At 70.8% G+C, this 19411-nt stretch carries 18 protein-coding genes; 16 read left to right on the plus strand and 2 right to left on the minus strand.

The window, feature by feature from the left end; all coding sequences use genetic code 11:
* Positions 1-14 precede the first annotated feature (14 nt).
* The 11 genes from pdxS (at position 15) to ASD33_RS28500 (ending at position 11779) form a co-directional block, all read left to right on the plus strand.
* Positions 15-929 carry a pyridoxal 5'-phosphate synthase lyase subunit PdxS gene (pdxS, locus tag ASD33_RS28450; protein WP_056566683.1) on the plus strand — a complete coding sequence of 305 codons (915 nt, stop codon included), beginning with the start codon at positions 15-17 and terminating at the stop codon, positions 927-929.
* Between the two features lie 6 nt (positions 930-935).
* Positions 936-1526: a pyridoxal 5'-phosphate synthase glutaminase subunit PdxT gene (pdxT, locus tag ASD33_RS28455; protein WP_056566686.1), complete on the plus strand. Its 591-nt coding sequence runs from the start codon at positions 936-938 to the stop codon at positions 1524-1526.
* A gap of 62 nt (positions 1527-1588) precedes the next feature.
* Positions 1589-2341 (plus strand): YebC/PmpR family DNA-binding transcriptional regulator, encoded by a 753-nt coding sequence (locus tag ASD33_RS28460; RefSeq protein WP_056566689.1) that lies wholly within the window; start codon positions 1589-1591, stop codon positions 2339-2341.
* A 97-nt stretch (positions 2342-2438) separates the two neighbouring features.
* Complete coding sequence (ruvC, locus tag ASD33_RS28465) at positions 2439-3002, plus strand: crossover junction endodeoxyribonuclease RuvC (RefSeq protein ID WP_056566692.1); 564 nt, start codon at positions 2439-2441, stop codon at positions 3000-3002.
* The gene (gene ruvA / locus ASD33_RS28470; protein WP_056566695.1) at positions 2999-3631 is read left to right on the plus strand and encodes a Holliday junction branch migration protein RuvA; all 633 of its coding nucleotides are present in this window, start codon (positions 2999-3001) and stop codon (positions 3629-3631) included. Before ruvC ends, ruvA begins: the two co-directional genes overlap by 4 nt.
* A gap of 73 nt (positions 3632-3704) precedes the next feature.
* A complete protein-coding gene (ruvB, locus tag ASD33_RS28475) occupies positions 3705-4793 on the plus strand; it encodes a Holliday junction branch migration DNA helicase RuvB (RefSeq protein WP_056566698.1) in 1089 nt (362 codons plus the stop codon).
* A 165-nt stretch (positions 4794-4958) separates the two neighbouring features.
* Positions 4959-5435 carry a preprotein translocase subunit YajC gene (yajC, locus tag ASD33_RS28480; RefSeq protein WP_056566701.1) on the plus strand — a complete coding sequence of 159 codons (477 nt, stop codon included), beginning with the start codon at positions 4959-4961 and terminating at the stop codon, positions 5433-5435.
* Positions 5436-5581: 146 nt separating this feature from the next.
* Positions 5582-7333: a protein translocase subunit SecD gene (gene secD / locus ASD33_RS28485; RefSeq protein WP_057574004.1), complete on the plus strand. Its 1752-nt coding sequence runs from the start codon at positions 5582-5584 to the stop codon at positions 7331-7333.
* Between the two features lies 1 nt (position 7334).
* Positions 7335-8414, plus strand: a complete 1080-nt coding sequence (gene secF / locus ASD33_RS28490) for a protein translocase subunit SecF (protein ID WP_056566704.1) — start codon at positions 7335-7337, stop codon at positions 8412-8414.
* On the plus strand, positions 8411-8962 hold the full coding sequence (locus tag ASD33_RS28495) for an adenine phosphoribosyltransferase (RefSeq protein ID WP_056566707.1): 552 nt from the start codon (positions 8411-8413) through the stop codon (positions 8960-8962). Before secF ends, ASD33_RS28495 begins: the two co-directional genes overlap by 4 nt.
* Positions 8963-9283: 321 nt before the next feature.
* A complete protein-coding gene (locus ASD33_RS28500; protein ID WP_056566710.1) occupies positions 9284-11779 on the plus strand; it encodes a bifunctional (p)ppGpp synthetase/guanosine-3',5'-bis(diphosphate) 3'-pyrophosphohydrolase in 2496 nt (831 codons plus the stop codon).
* Positions 11780-11856: 77 nt separating this feature from the next.
* On the opposite strand, the gene ASD33_RS28505 is transcribed toward ASD33_RS28500, so the two are convergent.
* Entirely contained in the window at positions 11857-13086 is a 1230-nt protein-coding gene (locus tag ASD33_RS28505; RefSeq protein WP_056566712.1) for a DUF349 domain-containing protein, read from the minus strand.
* A gap of 199 nt (positions 13087-13285) precedes the next feature.
* Positions 13286-14083: a peptidylprolyl isomerase gene (locus tag ASD33_RS28510; protein WP_056566715.1), complete on the minus strand. Its 798-nt coding sequence runs from the start codon at positions 14081-14083 to the stop codon at positions 13286-13288.
* A 162-nt stretch (positions 14084-14245) separates the two neighbouring features.
* Between ASD33_RS28510 and ASD33_RS28515 the strand changes: the two genes are divergently transcribed.
* From ASD33_RS28515 to rpsD, 5 genes are all read left to right on the plus strand, one after another.
* Complete coding sequence (locus ASD33_RS28515) at positions 14246-14962, plus strand: MBL fold metallo-hydrolase (protein ID WP_056566718.1); 717 nt, start codon at positions 14246-14248, stop codon at positions 14960-14962.
* Positions 14963-14972: 10 nt separating this feature from the next.
* The gene (gene hisS, locus ASD33_RS28520; protein WP_056566722.1) at positions 14973-16235 is read left to right on the plus strand and encodes a histidine--tRNA ligase; all 1263 of its coding nucleotides are present in this window, start codon (positions 14973-14975) and stop codon (positions 16233-16235) included.
* Between the two features lie 166 nt (positions 16236-16401).
* Positions 16402-17028: a vitamin K epoxide reductase family protein gene (locus ASD33_RS28525; protein WP_056566725.1), complete on the plus strand. Its 627-nt coding sequence runs from the start codon at positions 16402-16404 to the stop codon at positions 17026-17028.
* A 43-nt stretch (positions 17029-17071) separates the two neighbouring features.
* On the plus strand, positions 17072-18424 hold the full coding sequence (locus ASD33_RS28530) for a replication-associated recombination protein A (RefSeq protein ID WP_056566728.1): 1353 nt from the start codon (positions 17072-17074) through the stop codon (positions 18422-18424).
* 370 nt (positions 18425-18794) lie between these two features.
* A complete protein-coding gene (gene rpsD, locus ASD33_RS28535) occupies positions 18795-19409 on the plus strand; it encodes a 30S ribosomal protein S4 (RefSeq protein WP_015032311.1) in 615 nt (204 codons plus the stop codon).
* Positions 19410-19411: the final 2 nt, after the last annotated feature.

Here is a 19411-nt window from a genome sequence, read left to right on the forward strand (position 1 = left end):
CGAGTGAGGTACTTGTGTCCACCACGCCTTCCCCCTTCCCCCAGTCCCCCGAGACCGGCACCGCCCGTGTGAAGCGCGGCATGGCCGAGCAGCTCAAGGGCGGCGTGATCATGGACGTGGTCAACGCCGAGCAGGCGAAGATCGCCGAGGACGCCGGCGCCGTGGCCGTCATGGCCCTGGAGCGGGTCCCGGCGGACATCCGCAAGGACGGCGGCGTGGCCCGCATGTCCGACCCGAACATGATCGAAGAGATCATCGGCGCGGTCTCCATCCCGGTCATGGCCAAGTCCCGCATCGGCCACTTCGTCGAGGCCCAGGTCCTCCAGTCCCTCGGCGTCGACTACATCGACGAGTCCGAGGTCCTGACCCCGGCCGACGAGGTCAACCACTCCGACAAGTGGGCCTTCACGACCCCCTTCGTCTGTGGCGCCACCAACCTGGGCGAGGCCCTGCGCCGCATCGCCGAGGGCGCGGCCATGATCCGCTCCAAGGGCGAGGCCGGCACCGGCAACGTCGTCGAGGCCGTCCGCCACCTGCGCCAGATCAAGAACGAGATCGCCCGGCTGCGCGGCTTCGACAACAACGAGCTGTTCGCCGCCGCCAAGGACCTGCGCGCCCCGTACGAGCTGGTCAAGGAGGTCGCCGAGCTCGGCAAGCTGCCGGTCGTGCTGTTCTCCGCCGGTGGTGTCGCCACCCCCGCCGACGCCGCGCTCATGCGCCAGCTCGGCGCCGAGGGCGTCTTCGTCGGCTCCGGCATCTTCAAGTCGGGCGACCCGGCCAAGCGCGCCGCCGCCATCGTGAAGGCCACCACCTTCTACGACGACCCGAAGATCATCGCGGACGCCTCCCGCAACCTCGGCGAGGCCATGGTCGGCATCAACTGCGACACCCTCCCCGAGTCCGAGCGCTACGCCAACCGCGGCTGGTAGTCACTCATGAGCACCCCCGTCATCGGTGTCCTGGCCCTCCAGGGCGACGTACGGGAGCACCTGATCGCCCTGGCCGCGGCCGACGCCGTGGCCAGGCCGGTGAGGCGCCCCGAGGAGCTGGCCGAGGTCGACGGCCTGGTCATCCCCGGTGGAGAGTCCACCACCATCTCCAAGCTGGCCGAACTGTTCGGCCTGATGGAGCCGCTGCGCGAGCGCATCGCCGCGGGCATGCCGGTCTACGGCACCTGCGCCGGTCTCATCATGCTCGCCGAGAAGATCCTCGACCCGCGTTCGGGCCAGGAGACCTTCGGCGGCATCGACATGATCGTCCGCCGCAACGCCTTCGGCCGGCAGAACGAGTCCTTCGAGGCCGGCGTCACCGTCGCGGGCATCGAGGACGGCCCCGTCGAGGGCGTCTTCATCCGGGCCCCCTGGGTGGAGTCCGTCGGCGCCGAGGTCGAGGTCCTCGCCGAGCACGGCGGTCACGTCGTCGCCGTACGGCAGGGCCGGGCGCTCGCGACCTCGTTCCACCCCGAGCTCACCGGGGATCACCGCATCCACGCCCTGTTCGTCGACATGGTGCGCGCCGCGGGCTGATCCGATCCCGGTAGGATCTCTCGGGTTCGTGCAGTACTGGGTTACGCGAAGGAGACAGGCAGATGTCCGGCCACTCTAAATGGGCTACGACGAAGCACAAGAAGGCCGTGATCGACGCCAAGCGCGGCAAGCTCTTCGCGAAGCTGATCAAGAACATCGAGGTCGCGGCCCGTACGGGCGGCGCCGACCTGGACGGCAACCCGACGCTGTTCGACGCCGTCCAGAAGGCGAAGAAGCAGTCGGTCCCGAACAAGAACATCGACTCCGCGCTCAAGCGCGGTTCGGGTCTCGAGGCCGGCGGCGCCGACTACGAGACGATCATGTACGAGGGCTACGGCCCGAACGGTGTCGCGGTGCTCATCGAGTGCCTCACCGACAACCGCAACCGCGCCGCCTCCGACGTGCGCGTGGCCATGACCCGGAACGGCGGCTCGATGGCCGACCCGGGTTCGGTCTCGTACCTGTTCAACCGCAAGGGCGTCATCGTGCTCCCCAAGGGCGAGCTGTCCGAGGACGACGTCCTGGAGTCGGTGCTCGAGGCCGGTGCCGAGGAGGTCAACGACCTCGGTGAGTCCTTCGAGATCATCAGCGAGGCCACCGACCTGGTCGCGGTCCGTACCGCGCTCCAGGAGGCCGGCATCGACTACGACTCCGCCGAGTCCAGCTTCGTCCCGACCATGCAGGTCGAGCTCGACGAAGAGGGCGCGCGCAAGATCTTCAAGCTGATCGACGCGCTGGAGGACAGCGACGACGTGCAGAACGTCTTCGCCAACTTCGACGTCAGCGACGAGGTCATGGAGAAGGTCGACGCCTGATCAAGGCCGTTCCGCAGCGGGCCGACGGGGACACACCCCCGTCGGCCCGGGCAGCCGATAGCCTGCACAAACAGATGAGCGAAGGAAGGGGGGCGACGTGCGCGTTCTCGGGGTGGACCCCGGACTGACCCGGTGCGGCGTCGGCGTCGTCGAGGGCGTCGCCGGACGGCCCCTGACCATGCTCGGCGTGGGCGTGGTCCGCACGGCAGCGGACGACGACATCGGTGTGCGCCTGGTCGGCATCGAGCGCGGCATAGAGGAGTGGCTCGACCGCTTCTCGCCCGAACTCGTCGCCGTGGAGCGGGTGTTCAGCCAGCACAACGTGCGCACGGTGATGGGCACGGCCCAGGCCAGCGCGGTCGCCATGCTCTGCGCCTCCCGCCGCGGCATCCCCGTCGCCCTGCACACCCCCAGCGAGGTCAAGGCCGCCGTCACCGGCAGCGGACGCGCCGACAAGGCCCAGGTCGGGGCCATGGTGACTCGGCTCCTCCGGCTCTCCGCACCGCCCAAGCCGGCCGACGCCGCCGACGCCCTCGCCCTCGCGATCTGCCACATCTGGCGGGCCCCCGCCCAGAACCGCCTCCAGCAGGCCGTCGCCCAGAACCGTCTCCAGCAGGCGGTCGCCCAGCAGGCGTCCGCAGTGAAAGGCCGAACCCGATGATCGCCTTCGTCAGCGGCCCGGTCGCCGCGCTCGCCCCCACCACGGCCGTCATCGAGGTCGGCGGCGTGGGCATGGCCGTCCAGTGCACCCCGGCCACCCTCGCGGGCCTGCGGATCGGCGAGGACGCCCGGCTCGCCACCTCGCTCGTCGTCCGTGAGGACTCCCTCACCCTGTACGGCTTCGCCGACGACGACGAGCGGCAGGTCTTCGAGCTCCTCCAGACCGCCAGCGGCGTCGGCCCCCGCCTCGCCCAGGCCATGCTCGGCGTGCACAGCCCCGACGCCCTGCGCGTCGCCGTCTCCACCGGGGACGAGAAGGCCCTCATGGCCGTCCCCGGCATCGGCAAGAAGGGCGCGCAGAAACTCCTCCTCGAACTGAAGGACAAACTCGGCGCCCCGCTCGGCAGCAGCGGCCTCGTCGGCGCCCAGCGCGCCGCGGCCACCGGCCCCGCGCCCTGGACCGAGCAGCTGTCCGCCGCGCTCATCGGCCTCGGATACGCGAGCCGCGAGGCGGAGGAGGCGGTCAGCGCCGTCGCGCCGCAGGCCGAGGCCGCCATCGCCGAGGGCGGCACCGCCCCCGTACCGCAGCTGCTCCGGGCCGCCCTGCAGACCCTCAACCGGACCCGCTGACCGCCCCCGATCCTGACGGGACCGGGGGAGGCACCCCCGCCGGCCAGGCCGTACGAACGAGAAGGCATCCACCGTGAACTGGGACGACGACACCACCGCCGAGGCCTCCGACGCCGAGGCGCGCATCGTCGGCGCCTCCGCCGAGGGCGACGACCAGGCCGTCGAAGCGGCCCTGCGCCCCAAGGACCTCAGCGAGTTCGTCGGCCAGGAGAAGGTCCGCCAGCAGCTCGACCTGGTCCTCAAGGCCGCCCGCCAGCGCGGTGCCACCGCCGACCACGTCCTGCTCTCCGGCGCCCCCGGCCTCGGCAAGACCACCCTCTCGATGATCATCGCCGCCGAGATGAACGCCCCGATCCGCATCACCTCGGGCCCCGCCATCCAGCACGCCGGAGACCTCGCCGCGATCCTCTCCTCCCTCCAGGAGGGCGAGATCCTCTTCCTCGACGAGATCCACCGCATGTCCCGGCCCGCCGAGGAGATGCTCTACATGGCGATGGAGGACTTCCGCGTCGACGTCATCGTCGGCAAGGGCCCCGGCGCCACCGCCATCCCGCTGGAACTCCCGCCCTTCACCCTGGTCGGCGCCACCACCCGGGCCGGCCTCCTGCCGCCCCCGCTGCGCGACCGCTTCGGCTTCACCGGTCACATGGAGTTCTACGACCCGGCCGAACTCCGGCGCGTGATCCACCGCTCCGCCGGCCTCCTCGACGTCGAGATCGACCCGGCCGGAGCCGCCGAGATCGCCGGACGCTCCCGCGGCACCCCCCGTATCGCCAACCGGCTGCTCCGCCGCGTCCGCGACTACGCGCAGGTCAGGGCCGACGGAGTCATCACCCGCGAGATCGCCGAGGCCGCCCTCAGCGTGTACGAGGTCGACGGCCGCGGCCTCGACCGCCTCGACCGGGCCGTCCTGGAGGCCCTGCTCAAGCTCTTCGGCGGCGGCCCGGTCGGTCTGTCCACCCTCGCGGTGGCCGTGGGGGAGGAGCGCGAGACCGTCGAGGAGGTCGCCGAACCCTTCCTCGTACGCGAGGGACTGCTCGCCCGCACGCCCCGTGGCCGGGTCGCCACTCCGGCGGCCTGGGCGCACCTCGGACTGGTTCCGCCGCAGGCTGCGGGCCCGGGGGCACACGGAAGCGGACAACAGGGGCTCTTCGGGGCGTGACGGTGTCGACACTCGCCCGGACAGGAACCGGGGTGCGATGCTGGACGTTGTTCCATCGATGCGGACTCGCCTAGACTCCGCCGATGCCGCCCTTTCCGGTCGGCGCGCCCACCCCCGAAGATCAGGCCGCGGGTTCTCCGCGACCGTGCGAAGGAAACCCGTCCCGTGAGCATCGTGACCCTCCTCCCCTTCATCGTCCTCATCGGGGCCATGTTCCTGATGACCCGCTCTGCCAAGAAGAAGCAGCAGGCGGCGGCGCAGATGCGCAACGAGATGCAGCCCGGCACCGGCGTGCGCACGATCGGGGGGATGTACGCCACCGTCAAGGAGATCGGCGACGAGACCGTCCTCCTGGAGGTCGCGCCGGGCGTTCACGCGGTCTACGCCAAGAACGCCATCGGTGCGGTCCTGGAGGACTCCGAGTACAACCGCATCGTCCACGGCGACGACCCGGAGTCGGACACCGACACCGTCGTCCCGGACGACGCCTCCTCGCTGACCGACGCCGCCGAGGCCGAGGTCGCGGAGACCACCGAGGACGCGGTGCCCAAGGCCGACCTGACCAAGAAGTCGGACGCGGCCGAGGCCGCCACCGAGGGGCAGAAGGACGGCAAGACCGACGGCGAGACCGACGCGAAGTAGTCGCGGCGGGGGACACACCGCGCACGCCCACCGGCGCGCGCGGTCCCCCGAACGGTTCCACGTCTGCGGGGGATGGTCCCCACACACACTTCGTGGCCGTCGCGCGCACACCCGGCGCGGGGCGGTTGGACAGGGAGATACGACAGGTGGCAGCACCGAAGAAGGGCCGAAGGCCGGCGGGGGGACAGAGCCGGCCGGGCCGCGCCCTGGCACTCATCCTGATCGCCATGGTCGCGCTCACCGGCGGGATGTTCTGGTCGGGGCACACCACCCCGCGCCTCGGCATCGACCTCGCCGGCGGTACGTCGATCACGCTCAAGGCCAAGGCTGAGCCGGGCCAGGAGTCGGCGGTCAACGAGACCAACATGAACACCGCCGTCAGCATCATCGAACGGCGTGTCAACGGTCTCGGTGTCTCCGAGGCCGAGGTCCAGACGCAGGGCCGCGAGAACATCATCGTCAACATTCCTCGCGGGACGAACGAGAAGCAGGCCCGGGAGCAGGTCGGTACCACCGCCCAGCTCTACTTCCGGCCCGTCCTCGCCGTCGCGGCCGCCGCGCCGCAGCCGATGCCGACCGGTACCGCCTCCGGCTCCCCGTCGGCCGCGCCGAAGCCGTCCGCCTCCGGTGCGACGGCGGGCGAGAAGTCGGCCACCCCGACGGCCACCGCCTCCACCCAGGGCCGTGCGCTCACCGAGGCCCTCAAGGCCCCGAGCCCCACGCCCACCGGGACCCCGAAGGCCACGCAGACCCCCCAGCCGAAGCAGACGCCGGACCCGGCGACCGCGGCGCTGGAGCAGAAGTTCACCACCCTGAACTGCCTCGACCCCAAGCAGCGGACCGCCGCCGGCCAGGGCGTCCTGCCGGCCCAGCCGACCGTGGCCTGTGGCAAGAACGCGATCGGCCAGTGGGAGAAGTACCTCCTCGGCCCGGCCGAGGTCGAGGGCAAGGACGTCGACAACGCCAAGGCCGCGATCGACCAGCGCAGCGGTCAGTGGATCGTCGACATGGAGTTCACGGGCGCCGGCTCGAAGAAGTTCCAGTCGATCACCAGCAAGCTCTCGCAGCAGACCGAGCCGCAGAACCAGTTCGCGATCGTCCTGGACGGCGAGGTCGTCTCGGCGCCCCGCGTCCAGACCACGCTGAGCGCCAGCGCGCAGATCTCCGGCAGCTTCAACCAGCAGTCCGCCCAGGACCTCGGCAACATCCTGTCCTACGGCGCCCTGCCGCTCGCCTTCCAGACGCAGAGCGTCGACACCGTGACCGCCGCCCTCGGCGGTGACCAGCTGGAGGCCGGTCTGATCGCCGGCGCCATCGGTCTCGCCCTCGTCATCATCTACCTGGTGGCCTACTACCGCGGCCTGTCGCTGATCGCCATCCTCAGCCTCGGCGTCTCCGCGCTGCTGACCTACGTGATCATGGCCCTGCTCGGCCCGGCCATCGGCTTCGCGCTGAACCTGCCGGCCGTCTGTGGTGCCATCGTCGCCATCGGTATCACCGCGGACTCGTTCATCGTCTACTTCGAGCGCATCCGCGACGAGCTCCGCGAGGGCCGCACGCTCCGCCCGGCCGTCGAGCGCGCCTGGCCGCGTGCCCGTCGCACCATCCTGGTCTCCGACTTCGTGTCGTTCCTGGCCGCGGCCGTGCTCTTCCTCGTCACCGTCGGCAAGGTCCAGGGCTTCGCGTTCACGCTCGGCCTGACCACCCTGCTCGACGTCGTCGTGGTGTTCCTCTTCACCAAGCCGGTCATGACGCTCCTCGCGCGGACCAAGTTCTTCGGCAACGGCCACGCCTGGTCCGGCCTGGACCCGAAGCGACTCGGCGCCAAGCCGCCGCTGCGCCGCACCCGCCGTGCCAATGCCTCTGTCGCTGGCCCTGTCGACCCGAAGGAGGCGTGAGATGTCGAAGCTCGGCGATCTCGGCGCCCGGCTCCACCGCGGTGAGGTCGGTTACGACTTCATCGGCAACCGCAAGATCTGGTATGGCCTGTCCATCCTGATCACCATCACCGCCATCGTCGCCCTGGCCGTCCGCGGCCTCAACATGGGCATCGAGTTCCAGGGCGGCGCCGTCTTCACCACCCCGAAGTCGGAAGTCTCCGTCAGTCAGGCCCAGGAGTACGCGGAAGAGGCCTCCGGCCACGACGCGATCGTCCAGCAGCTCGGCAACGGCTCCCTGCGCATCCAGGTCGGCGGCCTCGACACCGAGAAGTCCGACCAGGTCCGCGCGGAGCTCGCCAAGGACCTGAACGTCCCCGAGGACAAGATCGCGGCGGAGCTGGTCGGCCCGAGCTGGGGCGAGCAGATCGCCACCAAGGCCTGGACCGGCCTCGGGATCTTCATGATCCTCGTGGTGATCTATCTGGCCATCGCCTTCGAGTGGAGAATGGCGGTCGCGGCACTCGTCGCGCTCATCCACGACCTCACCATCACGGTCGGCATCTACTCGCTGGTCGGCTTCGAGGTCACCGTCGGTACGGTCATCGGCCTGCTGACGATCCTCGGCTACTCGCTGTACGACACCGTCGTCGTCTTCGACTCCCTCAAGGAGCAGACGAAGGACATCACGAAGCAGACCCGCTTCACCTACAGCGAGCTGGCCAACCGCTCGATCAACGGCACCCTGGTCCGTTCGATCAACACCACCGTCGTCGCGCTGCTGCCGGTCGCCGGCCTGCTCTTCATCGGTGGCGGCGTCCTCGGCGCCGGCATGCTCAACGACATCTCGCTGTCACTGTTCGTCGGTCTCGCCGCCGGTGCGTACTCGTCGATCTTCATCGCCACCCCGCTCGTCGCCGACCTCAAGGAGCGCGAGCCGGCGATCAGGGCCCTCAGGAAGCGCATCCTCGCCAAGCGGGCCAGCGCGGCCGCCAAGGGCGAGTCCTACGACGGCACCGACGAGCTGTCCGACGCGGCCGAAGCGGCCGTCGTCGGGCCGCGGGCGGGCCGCCGCGGCCGCACCCAGGAGCACCGAGGATGACCGCCGAGGCCCCGGACGTCACCGGGCTCCTGCTCAGCCGCATCCGCGACGTCCCCGACTACCCGAAGCCGGGCGTGCTGTTCAAGGACATCACGCCGCTGCTCGCGGACCCGGAGGCGTTCACGGCCCTCACCGACGCCCTCGCCGCCCTGTGCTCCGCGCACGGCGCGACGAAGATCGTCGGCCTGGAGGCGCGCGGCTTCATCCTGGCCGCTCCGGTGGCCGTCCGCGCGGGCCTGGGATTCATCCCGGTCCGCAAGGCCGGCAAGCTCCCCGGGGCCACGCTCCGCCAGGCGTACGAGCTGGAGTACGGCACCGCCGAGATCGAGGTGCACGCCGAGGACCTGGCGGCGGGCGACCGCGTCATGGTCATCGACGACGTCCTCGCCACCGGCGGTACGGCCGAGGCCTCGATCGAGCTCATCCGCCGCGCGGGCGCCGAGGTCGCGGGTGTCGCGGTCCTCATGGAGCTCGGCTTCCTGCCGGGCCGCGCCCGCCTGGAGCCGGCTCTCGGCGGAGCACCGCTCACGGCACTCATCCGCGTCTGATCCTCCACGTCCGACGATCTCCGGCCCGATGACGGCCCAGGGATACGGCGAAGGGCGCCCGGGACCTCCCGAGGCGCCCTTCGCCGTTCCCGGACCCCGTACGCAAGGGCGTGCCCGGGGCCACGACACCCGGCGCCAGAAGTTCCGGGCCCCGCCCCCGGTGCGGCGGGAGCGGCTCCCGCACCCCCGGCCGCCCCGGGGCGAGGGCCACCGCGTGCGCATCCGGACGCGTGGCTCGATACCATGGGCTTTCCGGGCCTGAACGGGGGACCCGGAACCTCCCCCGGACTCCGTCCGGGGGGATCCGCAGAGGAGCGCTTCTTGCCAGACGAGGCCCAGTCACTCTCCGCCGCGCAGCCCGACCCGAAGGCCGAGAAGGCCGCGCCGGGGACCGGCACGCCCCAGAACAAGCCCGCGGAGACCGGGCCCCCGCCTGCCGCCCCCGCACCCGCGCCCACGCCGGCCCCCGAGCCCCCGGCGCCCGTGCCCGCACGGCCCGCTCCGGCCGCGCCCGCCCGCTCGGGCGGCTCCTCCAACCGCGTCCGCGCCCGCCTCGCCCGGCTCGGCGTCCAGCGCTCCTCCCCGTACAACCCGGTCCTCGAACCGCTGCTGCGGATCGTCCGCTCCAACGACCCCAAGATCGAGACGGCCACGCTCCGCCAGATCGAGCGGGCCTACCAGGTCGCCGAGCGCTGGCACCGCGGCCAGAAGCGCAAGAGCGGCGACCCGTACATCACCCACCCGCTCGCCGTCACCACGATCCTCGCCGAGCTCGGCATGGACCCGGCGACGCTCATGGCGGGTCTCCTGCACGACACCGTCGAGGACACCGAGTACGGCCTGGAGGACCTGCGCCGCGACTTCGGCGACCAGGTCACCCTGCTCGTCGACGGCGTCACCAAGCTCGACAAGGTCAGGTTCGGCGAGGCCGCCCAGGCCGAGACCGTCCGCAAGATGGTCGTCGCCATGGCCAAGGACCCGCGCGTCCTGGTCATCAAGCTCGCCGACCGCCTGCACAACATGCGCACCATGCGCTACCTCAAGCGGGAGAAGCAGGAGAAGAAGGCCCGCGAGACCCTCGAGATCTACGCGCCCCTGGCCCACCGCCTGGGCATGAACACCATCAAGTGGGAGCTGGAGGACCTCGCCTTCGCGATCCTCTACCCCAAGATGTACGACGAGATCGTCCGCCTCGTCGCCGAGCGCGCCCCCAAGCGGGACGAGTACCTCGCCATAGTGACCGACGAGGTGCAGACCGACCTGCGCGCCGCCCGCATCAAGGCCACCGTCACCGGCCGCCCCAAGCACTACTACAGCGTCTACCAGAAGATGATCGTCCGCGGCCGTGACTTCGCGGAGATCTACGACCTGGTCGGCATCCGCGTCCTCGTGGACACCGTCCGCGACTGCTACGCGGCTCTCGGCACCGTCCACGCGCGATGGAACCCGGTCCCCGGCCGGTTCAAGGACTACATCGCGATGCCGAAGTTCAACATGTACCAGTCGCTGCACACGACGGTCATCGGACCCAACGGCAAGCCCGTCGAGCTCCAGATCCGCACCTTCGACATGCACCGGCGCGCCGAGTACGGCATCGCCGCGCACTGGAAGTACAAGCAGGAGGCCGTCGCCGGCGCCTCCAAGGTCCGCGCCGACGTGCCCAAGAAGGCCGGCAAGGACGACCACCTCAACGACATGGCGTGGCTGCGCCAGCTCCTCGACTGGCAGAAGGAGACCGAGGACCCCAGCGAGTTCCTGGAGTCCCTGCGCTTCGACCTCTCCCGCAACGAGGTCTTCGTCTTCACGCCGAAGGGCGACGTCATCGCGCTGCCCGCCGGCGCCACCCCCGTCGACTTCTCGTACGCCGTCCACACCGAGGTCGGCCACCGCACCATAGGGGCGCGGGTCAACGGCCGGCTCGTGCCGCTCGAATCGACCCTCGACAACGGCGACCTGGTCGAGGTCTTCACCTCCAAGGCCGCCGGCGCCGGGCCCTCCCGCGACTGGCTGGGCTTCGTCAAGTCCCCGCGCGCCCGCAACAAGATCCGCGCCTGGTTCTCCAAGGAGCGCCGCGACGAGGCCATCGAGCAGGGCAAGGACGCCATCGCGCGGGCCATGCGCAAGCAGAACCTGCCGATCCAGCGGATCCTGACCGGCGACTCCCTCGTCACACTCGCCCACGAGCTGCGCTACAGCGACATCTCCTCGCTGTACGCGGCGATCGGCGAGGGCCATGTCACCGCCCAGTCCATCGTGCAGAAGCTGGTCCAGGCGCTCGGCGGCGAGGAGGCGGCCACCGAGGACATCGACGAGGCGGCGCCGCCCACCCGGGGCCGCTCCAAGCGCCGCTCCAGCGCCGACCCGGGTGTCGTCGTCAAGGGCGTCGAGGACGTCTGGGTGAAGCTGGCCCGCTGCTGCACCCCCGTGCCCGGCGACCCGATCATCGGATTCGTCACCCGCGGCAGTGGCGTATCGGTTCACCGCAGCGACTGCGTCAACGTGGAGTCGCTGTCGCGGGAGCCCGAGCGGATCCTGGAGGTCGAGTGGGCCCCCACCCAGTCCTCCGTCTTCCTCGTCGCCATCCAGGTCGAGGCCCTGGACCGCTCCCGGCTGCTCTCCGACGTGACCCGGGTCCTCTCGGACCAGCACGTCAACATCCTCTCGGCGGCCGTGCAGACCTCCCGCGACCGGGTGGCCACCTCCCGCTTCACCTTCGAGATGGGCGACCCGAAGCACCTGGGCCACGTCCTGAAGGCCGTAAGGGGCGTGGAGGGCGTCTACGACGTCTACCGCGTGACCAGCGCCCGGCGCCCGTAGCCCCCGAGGTACGAGGAAGGCCCCCGGCGCGATGCCGGGGGCCTTCCTCGTACGCGAAGGGCGAAGAGCCGCGAACGTCAGCCGCCGAACTCCTCCAGGCCCTTGAGGGCCTGGTCGAGCAGGGCCTGACGGCCCTCCAGCTCACGGGAGAGCTTGTCGGCCTTCGAGTCGTTGCCGGCGGCACGGGCCGCGTCGATCTGCTTGCGCAGCTTCTCGACGGCGTCCTGGAGCTGACCGGTCAGACCTGCGGCACGCGCGCGTGCCTCCGGGTTCGTCCGGCGCCACTCGGCCTCCTCGGACTCCTGGATCGCCCGCTCCACCGTGTGCATCCGGCCCTCGACCTTGGGACGGGCGTCACGCGGGACGTGACCGATGGCCTCCCAGCGCTCGTTGAGGGAACGGAAGGCCGCGCGCGCCGCCTTCAGGTCCGTCACCGGCAGCAGCCGCTCGGCCTCGGCCGCGAGCTCCTCCTTGAGCTTGAGGTTCTCGGTCTGCTCCGCGTCCCGCTCGGCGAAGACCTCGCCGCGCGCCGCGAAGAAGACGTCCTGGGCGCCGCGGAAGCGGTTCCACAGATCGTCCTCGTGCTCGCGCTGGGCGCGGCCGGCCGCCTTCCACTCCGTCATCAGGTCGCGGTAGCGGGCCGCCGTGTTCGCCCAGTCGGTGGAGTTCGACAGCGACTCCGCCTCGGTGACGAGACGCTCCTTCGCCTTGCGGGCGTCCTCGCGCTGCGCGTCCAGCGAGGCGAAGTGGGCCTTGCGGCGCTTCGAGAACGCCGAGCGGGCGTGCGAGAAGCGGTGCCACAGCTCGTCGTCGGACTTGCGGTCGAGCCGGGGGAGGCCCTTCCAGGTGTCCACCAGGGCCCGCAGCCGCTCGCCCGCGGAGCGCCACTGCTCGCTCTGGGCCAGCTCCTCGGCCTCCGTGACGAGCTTCTCCTTGGCGGAGCGCGCCTCGTCGGTCTGCTTGGCCTTCTGGGCCTTGCGCTCCTCGCGGCGCGAGTCGACCGTCCCCACGAGCTTGTCCAGCCGGGCGGCGAGCGCGGCCAGGTCGCCGACGGCGTGGTGCTCGTCGACCTGCTGCCGGATGTGCTCGATCGCCGCGGTGGCGTCCTTCGCCGAGAGGTCGGTGGTCCTCACCCGCTTCTCGAGGAGGCCGATCTCGACCACCAAGCCCTCGTACTTGCGCTCGAAGTAGGCCAGGGCCTCCTCAGGGGTGCCGGCCTGCCACGATCCGACGACCTGCTCACCCTCGGCCGTCCGCACGTACACGGTGCCCGTCTCGTCGACGCGGCCCCACGGGTCGCTGCTCACAGCGCCTCCTCACCATGATGCCGTCGCGGGGTCGTACCCCCCGGGCATCGTCCACAGTTTCCCGGCGGGCCTCGCCCGCCATCCGCAGCGCGGCCGACGGCCCAACGCTGCACAACGCCAATCTAGGCGAACGGCGGCCCGGCTGTCCGCACTCAGCGCGACCGAGATTCGACGGTCACGCGCGCGTGCGGACCCCGGCTCACTTCTTCGTGACGGTCGCCTTCTCGATGGTGACGGCCTTCTTCGGGGCACCGTCCGTGGCGCCGCCCTCGACACCGGCCTCGGCGACACCCTTGACCACCGCGAGGCCGGCCGCGTCGATCTTCCCGAACGGGGTGTACGTCGGCGGCAGCTGGGTGTCCTTGTAGACGAGGAAGAACTGCGAGCCGCCGCTGCCCGGCTGCCCGGTGTTGGCCATCGCCACGGTGCCGGCCGGGAAGGTCACCGCGCCGCCCGCGCCCGCCTTGCCGAGGGCGCCCAGGTTCTCGTCCGGGATGGTGTAGCCGGGGCCGCCGGTGCCGTCGCCCTTGGGGTCACCGCACTGGAGCACGAAGATGCCCTGGGTGGTGAGCCGGTGGCACTTGGTCCCGTCGAAGTACTTCTTGTCGGCCAGGTGCTTGAAGGAGTTCACCGTGCGCGGGGTCTTCGCCGCGTCCATGGTGATCGTGACGGGGCCCTCGTTCGTCGTGAGCGCCATGGCGTACGTGGCCTTGGTGTCCACGGCCATCTTCGGCTCCGGGCCCGCCGACTCGCTCTGCGAGGGCGCCGGGGTGCTGGGCGCGTCGCTCGCCGCGCTGTCCGAGCCCTTGGAGGCGTCGTCGCCCGTCAGCGCCACGGAGGCGTAGACGGCGCCGCCCGCCGCGAGGACCACCGCGAGGGCTGCCGCGACGACGGTGTTGCGCCGCTTCGCCTTGCGCCGGTTCTCCTCCCGCCGCTGCTGCTGCCGCGCGTACTTCTCCCTGGCAAGCTGCCGCCGCCGCTGATCGCTGGTGACCACCGGTTCCGCTCCTGTCGCTCGTCTGTTCCTGTCCTGGCCGGGTGTGCCCGTACCGTATACGGGTTGGCTGTGGAACCGGCACCGCCGGTAGGCTCTGATCTGCTGGATCCCGCGGTTTCCGCGGTTTCCGCGCCCCGTGCCGGACGACAACTAAGGACGAACGTGCTGATTGCCGGGTTCCCCGCCGGGGCCTGGGGGACCAACTGCTACCTGGTCGCCCCCGCCGCAGGCGAGGAGTGCGTGATCATCGACCCGGGCCACCAGGCCGCCCAGGGTGTCGAGGAGACGCTGAAGAAGCATCGGCTCAAGCCCGTCGCCGTCGTCCTCACCCATGGACACATCGACCACGTCGCCTCCGTCGTCCCGGTGTGCGGCGCCCATGACGTCCCCGCGTGGATCCACCCGTCCGACCGCTACATGATGAGCGACCCGGAGAAGGCCCTCGGCCGCTCCATCGGGATGCCCCTCATGGGCGAGCTGACCGTGGGGGAACCCGACGACGTGCGAGAACTGTCCGACGGCGCCGAGCTGAAGCTCGCCGGCCTGGACTTCTCCGTCGCCCACGCGCCCGGTCATACCAAGGGGTCGGTGACCTTCAGGATGCCGGAGACCACGGAGATCCCCTCCGTCTTCTTCTCCGGGGACCTGCTGTTCGCCGGCTCCGTCGGACGCACCGACCTTCCCGGCGGTGACATGGACGAGATGCTCGCTTCGCTGGCCCGTGTGTGCCTGCCGCTCGACAACTCGACCGTGGTGCTGTCGGGACACGGTCCCCAGACGACCATCGGCCAGGAACGCGCCACCAACCCGTATCTGCGGGACGTGGCCGCGAGCCGCCAAGGGAGCAGCAGCACGAAGGCTCCCCGACGAGGAATGTGACGAGACTTTCGTGAGCACCTTTCAGGCCCCCAAGGGCACGTACGACCTGATCCCGCCCCGCTCCGCCACCTTCCTGGCGGTCCGGGAGGCGATCTCCACGCCGCTGAGGAACTCCGGCTACGGCTACATCGAGACGCCCGGTTTCGAGAACGTCGAGCTGTTCTCCCGCGGTGTCGGCGAGTCCACCGACATCGTCACCAAGGAGATGTACACCCTCACCACGAAGGGCAACGACCACCTCGCCCTCCGTCCCGAGGGCACCGCGTCCGTGCTGCGTGCCGCGCTCCAGGCCAACCTGCACAAGCAGGGCAACCTGCCGGTGAAGCTCTGGTACTCCGGCTCGTACTACCGCTACGAGCGCGCCCAGGCGGGCCGCTACCGCCACTTCTCCCAGGTCGGCGCCGAGGCGATCGGCTCCGAGGACCCGGCGCTCGACGCCGAGCTGATCATCCTGGCCGACCAGGCGTACCGCTCCCTCGGCCTGCGGAACTTCCGCATCCTGCTCAACTCGCTCGGCGACAAGGAGTGCCGCCCCGTCTACCGCGAGGCGCTCCAGGCCTTCCTGCGCGGCCTCGACCTCGACGAGGAGACCCTGCGCCGCGCCGAGATCAACCCGCTGCGCGTCCTCGACGACAAGCGCGAGTCCGTGCAGAAGCAGCTGGACGGCGCGCCGCTCCTGCGCGACTACCTGTGCGACGCCTGCAAGGCGTACCACGAGGAGGTCCGCGCCCTGATCACGGCGGCGGGCGTGGTCTTCGAGGACGACGCCAAGCTGGTGCGCGGCCTGGACTACTACACCCGGACCACGTTCGAGTTCGTCCACGGCGGTCTCGGCTCGCAGTCGGCGGTCGGCGGCGGCGGCCGCTACGACGGCCTCTCCGAGATGATCGGCGGCCCCGCGCTGCCGTCCGTGGGCTGGGCGCTCGGTGTCGACCGCACGGTCCTCGCCCTGGAGGCGGAGGGCGTCGAGCTCGACCTCCCCGCCGTCACCAGCGTCTTCGCGGTGGCCATCGGCGAGGAGGCACGCCGGATCCTCTTCGGCAAGGTCACCGAGCTGCGCAGGGAGGGCATCTCCGCGGACTTCTCGTTCGGCGGGAAGGGACTCAAGGGCGCGATGAAGGACGCCAACCGCTCCGGCGCCCGCCTCGCCGTCGTCGCCGGTGAGCGCGACCTCGCCGAGGGCGTCGTCCAGCTCAAGGACATGGAGTCCGGCGAGCAGCAGGCCGTCACCCTGGACGGCTTCCTGGACGCGGTCCGGGCCAAGCTGGCCTGACCGTCCGTCACGCATCGAAGGGGCCCGGTCCACACGCGCGTGTGGACCGGGCCCCTTCGCGTGGTCCTTACGCGGTCCTCACTTATCTCCCGCGAACGGTGGCCGCCGTCCCCCGTACGGCAGAATGACCATGCCCAAACGGCTCGCGAGCGAGGGAAAAGGCGACATGACGAAGGCAGCGGTGGACGAGGCCGCGTCCGGCGGGAACGGCGCCGGCACGATCGGGGCGAGCAAGGCCTTCGCCTGGCTGCTCGTGATCACCGGAGCGGCCGGGGTGCTCGCCGCCTGGATCATCACGATCGACAAGTTCAAGCTGCTGGAGGACCCCAACTTCACCCCCGGGTGCAGCCTCAACCCGGTGGTCTCCTGCGGCAACATCATGAAGAGCGAGCAGGCCTCGGTCTTCGGCTTCCCGAACCCGATGCTCGGCCTCGTCACCTACGCCATGGTGATCGCGATCGGCGTGGGCCTGCTCGCCGGCGCCCGCTACCGCCGCTGGTACTGGCTGGGCCTCAACGCCGGCACCCTGTTCGGCGTCGGCTTCTGCACCTGGCTGATGTACGAGTCGCTGTACGAGATCAACTCGCTCTGCCTGTGGTGCTGCCTGGCCTGGGTCGCCACCATCGTCATGTTCTGGTACGTGACCTCGCACAACGTCCGCAAGGGCGTCATCCCCGCCCCCGCCGGCCTCAGGACCTTCTTCGACGAGTTCACCTGGATCCTGCCCGTCCTGCACATCGGGATCATCGGGATGCTGATCCTGACCCGCTGGTGGGACTTCTGGACGAGCTGAGCGGTGGCGGCACTGTCAGTGCCCTGACTTAGGCTTCATGACTGTGGAGCCCGACCTCTTTACCGCAGCAGCCGAAGACCGCCAGGAGAAGGACCCCGCCGGCAGCCCGCTGGCCGTCCGGATGCGCCCGCGCACCCTCGACGAGGTGGTGGGCCAGCAGCACCTGCTCAAGCCCGGATCGCCGCTGCGCCGGCTCGTGGGGGACGGCGACGGCGGCCCGGCCGGCGCCTCCTCCGTGATCCTCTGGGGGCCGCCGGGCATCGGCAAGACCACCCTGGCGTACGTGGTCTCCAAGGCGACCGACAAGCGGTTCGTGGAGCTGTCGGCCATCACCGCCGGCGTCAAGGAGGTCCGCGCCGTCATCGAGGGGGCGCGGCGCGCGGTCGGCGGCTACGGCAAGGAGACCGTCCTCTTCCTCGACGAGATCCACCGCTTCTCCAAGGCCCAGCAGGACTCGCTGCTGCCCGCCGTCGAGAACCGCTGGGTGACGCTCATCGCCGCCACCACCGAGAACCCGTACTTCTCGGTCATCTCCCCGCTCCTCTCCCGCTCGCTGCTCCTCACCCTGGAGCCGCTGACCGACGACGACCTGCGCGGCCTGATGGCCCGGGCGCTCACCGGCGAGCGGGGGCTCGGCGGTGCGGTGACCCTGCCGCCGGACGCCGAGGCGCACCTGCTCCGCGTGGCGGGCGGCGACGCCCGGCGGGCCCTGACCGCCCTGGAGGCCGCGGCGGGCGCGGCCATCGCCAAGGGCGAGCCGGAGATCACCCTCTCGACGGTCGAGGAGACCGTCGACCGCGCGGCCGTGAAGTACGACCGGGACGGCGACCAGCACTACGACGTGGCCAGCGCGCTCATCAAGTCGATCCGCGGTTCGGACGTGGACGCGGCCCTGCACTACCTGGCGCGGATGATCGAGGCGGGGGAGGACCCGCGCTTCATCGCCCGGCGGCTGATGATCTCCGCGAGCGAGGACATCGGCCTCGCCGACCCGAACGCCCTGCCGATCGCGGTCGCCGCCGCCCAGGCCGTCGCCATGATCGGCTTCCCGGAGGCGGCGCTGACCCTGAGCCACGCGACCATCGCCCTGGCCCTGGCCCCCAAGTCGAACGCGGCGACGACCGCGATCGGCGCCGCCCTCGCGGACGTGCGGGGCGGCCTCGCGGGCTCGGTCCCGCCGCATCTGCGCGACGGCCACTACAAGGGCGCGGCCAAGCTCGGCCACGCCCAGGGGTACGTGTACCCGCACGACGTGCCGGGCGGCATCGCGGCCCAGCAGTACGCACCGGACACCGTCCACGGCAAGCAGTACTACGCACCCACCCGCTACGGCGCGGAGGCGCGGTACGCGGACGTGGTGGAGCGGGTCAGGGCGCGCCTGAAGGGCGACGAGTAGAGCGCGTGTTCCGGGGGCGGCCGGACCCGGTGCGAGGGTGCCCTCCGGACCCGGTACACTGGTCCGGATTGCTGCGTCCCGTGCCCGGCCCCGGTCGGCACCACCAGAACGGGACAGTCAGCCGGAGACCCGGCCCTCGGGCGGGGTTTCCAGGAGCGTCGCGCACCTTCGAAGGTGTCGCGTGCCACCCATCACCCCCCGGATTCCCGGGACCGGCGATGGGTCGTTCGCGTGCTGCACGTATGTGCCCAGACCTGGGAGCGGCTGCCCGACAGGTCCGTCCCGTACGGACCCGGAAGGTTTCCCGGCTGCGGATGCGACCTCCCCTAACCCTGGTGAAGCCGTTTCGTTCAGATAGAGAGGTTGGTTCATGCCGAACCAGTCCCGTCCCAAGGTCAAGAAGTCGCGTGCCCTCGGCATCGCGCTGACCCCGAAGGCCGTCAAGTACTTCGAGGCCCGCCCCTACCCGCCGGGCGAGCACGGCCGTGGCCGCAAGCAGAACTCGGACTACAAGGTCCGTCTGCTCGAGAAGCAGCGTCTGCGCGCCCAGTACGACATCAGCGAGCGCCAGATGGCCCGCGCCTACGACCGTGCCAAGAAGGCCGAGGGCAAGACGGGCGAGGCGCTGGTCGTCGAGCTCGAGCGTCGCCTCGACGCCCTGGTCCTGCGTTCGGGCATCGCCCGCACCATCTACCAGGCCCGCCAGATGGTCGTCCACGGCCACATCCAGGTCAACGGTGGCAAGGTCGACAAGCCGTCGTTCCGCGTCCGTCCCGACGACGTCGTGATGGTCCGCGAGCGCAGCCGCACCAAGCCGCTGTTCGAGATGGCCCGCGAGGGTGGCTTCGCCGCCGACGGCGAGACCCCGCGCTACCTGCAGGTCAACCTGAAGGCCCTGGCCTTCCGCCTCGACCGCGACCCGAACCGCAAGGAAATCCCGGTCATCTGCGACGAGCAGCTGGTCGTCGAGTACTACGCCCGCTGATC

The sequence above is a fragment of the Streptomyces sp. Root1304 genome (assembly GCF_001426405.1).
Classification (GTDB): domain Bacteria; phylum Actinomycetota; class Actinomycetes; order Streptomycetales; family Streptomycetaceae; genus Streptomyces.